This window comes from Paenibacillus sp. FSL H7-0331, from assembly GCF_001956045.1.
In genome coordinates, this window is record NZ_MRTH01000106.1 from 1 (window position 1) to 4,050 (window position 4,050).

Annotated in this window: 4 protein-coding genes; 3 read left to right on the top strand and 1 reads right to left on the bottom strand. The window is 40.9% G+C overall.

All coding sequences use genetic code 11. The annotated features are described in order from the left end of the window. The 3 genes from BK127_RS41665 to BK127_RS41675 all read left to right on the top strand — a co-directional run. A partial coding sequence (locus tag BK127_RS41665; protein WP_144026734.1) for a serine hydrolase domain-containing protein occupies positions 1-1,048 on the top strand: 1,048 nt, incomplete at its 5' end. A gap of 383 nt (positions 1,049-1,431) precedes the next feature. Beyond that, positions 1,432-1,995 (top strand): TetR/AcrR family transcriptional regulator, encoded by a 564-nt coding sequence (locus BK127_RS41670; protein ID WP_076238508.1) that lies wholly within the window; start codon positions 1,432-1,434, stop codon positions 1,993-1,995. A gap of 80 nt (positions 1,996-2,075) precedes the next feature. Next, positions 2,076-3,203, top strand: a complete 1,128-nt coding sequence (locus BK127_RS41675; RefSeq protein WP_076238509.1) for an NADH-dependent flavin oxidoreductase — start codon at positions 2,076-2,078, stop codon at positions 3,201-3,203. A gap of 91 nt (positions 3,204-3,294) precedes the next feature. On the opposite strand, the gene BK127_RS46020 is transcribed toward BK127_RS41675, so the two are convergent. Further along, positions 3,295-3,852, bottom strand: a complete 558-nt coding sequence (locus tag BK127_RS46020) for a transposase (RefSeq protein WP_076238510.1) — start codon at positions 3,850-3,852, stop codon at positions 3,295-3,297. Positions 3,853-4,050: the final 198 nt, after the last annotated feature.

A 4,050-nucleotide genomic window follows, 5' to 3' on the forward strand; every position in this document is an offset into this window, starting at 1 on the left:
ACCTTACGGAGACAACAACATTGTCAGCCAGATGATGGAGAGTCCTAATCAAGTTCAATTTATCCTTAATCAGCCTATGTCAAGTGCTCCAGGTACTGCCTTCAATTATAATACGGGGGCTTCCCATCTGCTATCCGCTATGATTCAAAAAAGAATCGGGATAAATTTAAAAGAATATGCTATGGAAAAATTATTCGGACCGCTAAGCATTACAAATTTCCAATGGGCGGTTGATAAGCAAGGGGTTAGCTACGGAGGGGCAGGCCTTCAGCTAATCCCGGAAGATATGGCGAAAATCGGCTATCTCTATGCCAATAATGGCTTATTCAATGGAAAACAGGTAATACCTGCTAAATGGATATCAGAATCAACAACAATGACTAACACCAATGGTTTTAAATATGGATATCAATGGTGGGGTGGCCCAGATTATTTTTATGCAAGTGGTTCTTTTGGACAGGGAATTTTTGTATCGCCTGAGAAAAATCTTGTCGTTGTAATGACAAGCGATATTTGGGATACTGACCCCATGATTGTGACAAACAAAATATTCTCTCGTATTAAAAGCGCCGCCGTATCCGAACAAGCCCTTCCAGTTAATGCGGAAGGTAACCAGCAAATGAAAGAACAAGTACGTCGGGCCAGTTCTTCAAAAATGCCTACTCCTCAGCTTCCGGTGATGGCTAACGAGATTAGTGGAAGGACTTACATGGTAAAGAAAAGTGGTCTCGATTTTAGTGCATTTACGCTTAACTTTTCTAATAAGAGTGATGTAGCTGTATTTAAGAAAATTTTGGGAGCCGAAACCGTAGATATATCAATCGGACTGGATAATGAATATCGAGAAACTGGAAATTATAAAGCGAAAGGATATTGGGATGGAGATGCATTCATTATAAATGTGTATTACGTCAATCCGGATTTTCATTCCACTTATGATTATATATATAAGTTCCTGTTCGACGAGAGGAAAGGGAGTTTGGAAGTTCAGGGGCTAACCGGAGACAATAGAAATTACCACGAAATTATTGATATCATGTCCGAATGATTGGCTTATTGACATGCCTCTTTATGTTTTTACATGCTAATAAAATAAGTGATTTTATACAAGGGAACTGTACGGCGTTAAGCTCTAACGAAGAACGAGAGTGCAGGAGTTGCTTGGAGCGGCTCCTTTTTTATTTCCGTTGAACGGGAGTTTAGTGCAAGCCTTAACTATAAATGCTGCCGAAATACGCCCTATCATTTTTTGTTGAAATAAGCCGAGGGACGTGTTCGATAGTTGACACATAAGCGGAACACATTCATTCGACAGAAGTGAAGTTAACCAATCCTTTGTGCGCTTGGCAGCGCATCGACTAAAATTTATTTTTCGTTCTGGACTTATCGGTTCGGAATGGTGTATATTATTTTTAAGGAGGTGAGATACGGATGGTTCGTCCACGTAACTTTGATGAAATAGATGTATTAAGGAAAGCGATGACTTTATTCTGGACTAAAGGTTATGAAGCGGCATCCCTAAATGATTTGCTACATGTTACTGGACTTAGTAAAAGTAGTTTATATGAGACTTTTGGTAACAAACATGATTTATTTGTGAGAGCATTTGATTTATATCGCGAGGAGCGCCTATCGGTATTAAATAATTATTTGAGTAATGAGAATGTATACCAGGGTATCGAATTATTTCTTATGGCCCTCCTTAATGTTGTTAGCAAAGGTTGCATGACGTCAAATGAAGCTATCGAATTGGCGCCACATGATAAAGAATTTCAAAAAATGATTGAAAAAGATTTCGAAGATGTTGAACATGCATTTTTAAATGCAATTGAGATTGGTAAAATCAATGGTTCTATTCAGTCTAAAATCGATTCACTAAAGCTTGCTCGATTTTTAACTGTCTCCTTACAAGGTATAAATGTGATGGTGCGAGCACAAACAAATCAAGACAGGATTATAGATTTCATTTCTATAATTTTAGGGAATTTGAGATAGATGAAAGTGTACGTTTTTTTTGTATATTATGGACCGAAAGGTCCTTAATATAAAATAATTCAAAGAAAAGAGGAACAAGCATGAACAACAATTACAAATCTATTTTCGAGCCGTTCGAGCTCCCATCGGGAGTGCAGTTGAAAAACAGGGTGATTATGGCGCCTATGGCCCTTTCGGCATCAAAGTCTAACGGAGCAGTTACTGAAGAAGAATTGGCTTACTATATTCAACGGGCTCAGGGTGTTGGCGCCGTGATTACCAGCAGTGCCCTTGTTTCGCAAAACGGAAAATTGCTCGAGAACGGCTTTGGCATTGACAATGACGATCTGCTCCCAGGCCTAAAAACATTGGCAAACACCATACATGAACAAGGTTCCAAAGCTTTTGTCCAGCTTTATCATGGTGGGCGTATCAGTAATCCGGCTTTGCTATCTGGAGGACAATCTTTAAGTGCAAGTGCAGTGGCGGCGGAGCGTGAAGGATCTGCTACCCCAAAGGCAATGACAGAAGAGGAGATTGAAATTGCTATTGATGAATTTGCCAATGCAACCCGAAGGGTAATTGAAGCCGGATTTGATGGGGTTGAGATTCATGGCGCCAACGGCTTCTTGATTCAGCAATTTTTCTCTCCGCATTCCAACAGAAGAAAGGACAAATGGGGAGGGACATTAGAAAAGAGAATGAAATTTCCCCTTGAAATCATCAAACACGTAAAAGAAGTGGCTGCAAAACATGCAAAATCACCATTTGTTGTTGGTTACAGAATTTCTCCGGAGGAAAGAGAAAATCCTGGCATCACAATGGAAGATACTCTTCAATTCGTGGATGTACTGGCCTTACAGAACTTAGACTACATCCATCTTTCCGTGGATCATTTCTGGGGTGAACCGAGGAGGGAAGGATCGAGCAGTACGAAGTCGCGTGTAGTAATGGTTCAAGAGCGTGTAGGTAATCGAGTGCCTGTAATCGGTGTTGGCGGTCTTTCCACACCGGATGATGTCGTTAAAGCACTGGATACTGGAATCCCACTAGTAACAATGGGTCATGCCTTGATCATGGAGCCTAAATGGGTTGAGAAGGTACAAAGCGGACAGGAAAGAGAAATTAGAACGACACTTCCCCGAACAGCTCAAAAAGAACTGGTACTTCCCGATAATTTGTGGGGAATGATAACCAACATACCAGGATGGTTCCCTGTCGTGGATTAAGGAAGAATAACAAACACCTCGATGCTTGCGTACTATTAAAAGTCGCTTAAATGGGACTGTTGACAAAGTGGGCCAGAGGGATTCAATCCTTTCAGGATCGGATTTGCTTTACTTCCTTTACAGAGCCATCCTCTTTCGGTTTCTTCCTGCGTTTTTTCTTGTTCGGATCCTTTTGGAGCTCGGATTCAATCCGACGAGTTTCTTGCTCTAAATCTTTGAAATATTCGGAAGGTTTCTTTTTCACCCTGACATTCTCCGCTTTTCCAATGGAAGCGTTCGCCTTGATATGAGTAGAGTCCACAAGGACAACTTCCCCCGTTACGATACTCTGGCTAATGCAAGCTGAAACGATGTGATCGAAGATCTCTTGGAAGGCCTCGCTGTCTTTAAACCTTTGGCGGCGGTTTTGGCTTAGCGTCGAATGGTCGGGAATAGACTCGCCCAGATCTAAGCCAAGGAACCAACGATAGGCGAGATTAACGATGATTTCTTGTTCTAATCTTCTTTCTGAAGGGATTCCAAACAGGTATCCAATAAGCAGCATCTTAATAAGAAGAACGGGATCAATGGATCTACGTCCAAAGGGCGAGTAGAGGTGTTGGTTTATGTACATCAGTTGATTTTGTTTGTCTCCATCTACACCCATCATCGCATTGCCCTCCAATGAAAAGACCGTATAGATAGTAATTCTACACGGTCCTTCAAAAAAACTATTCAGTTCAATACTTTGTCAACAATCCCCAAATCGCGGCTTTTTCGTATTATTAGGTTAGCTATATAAGTTGAACTAAAGGAATTCATTTCCACATCGTCGAATAAAGAACTACAACCTAAAAGTGACGGTGAA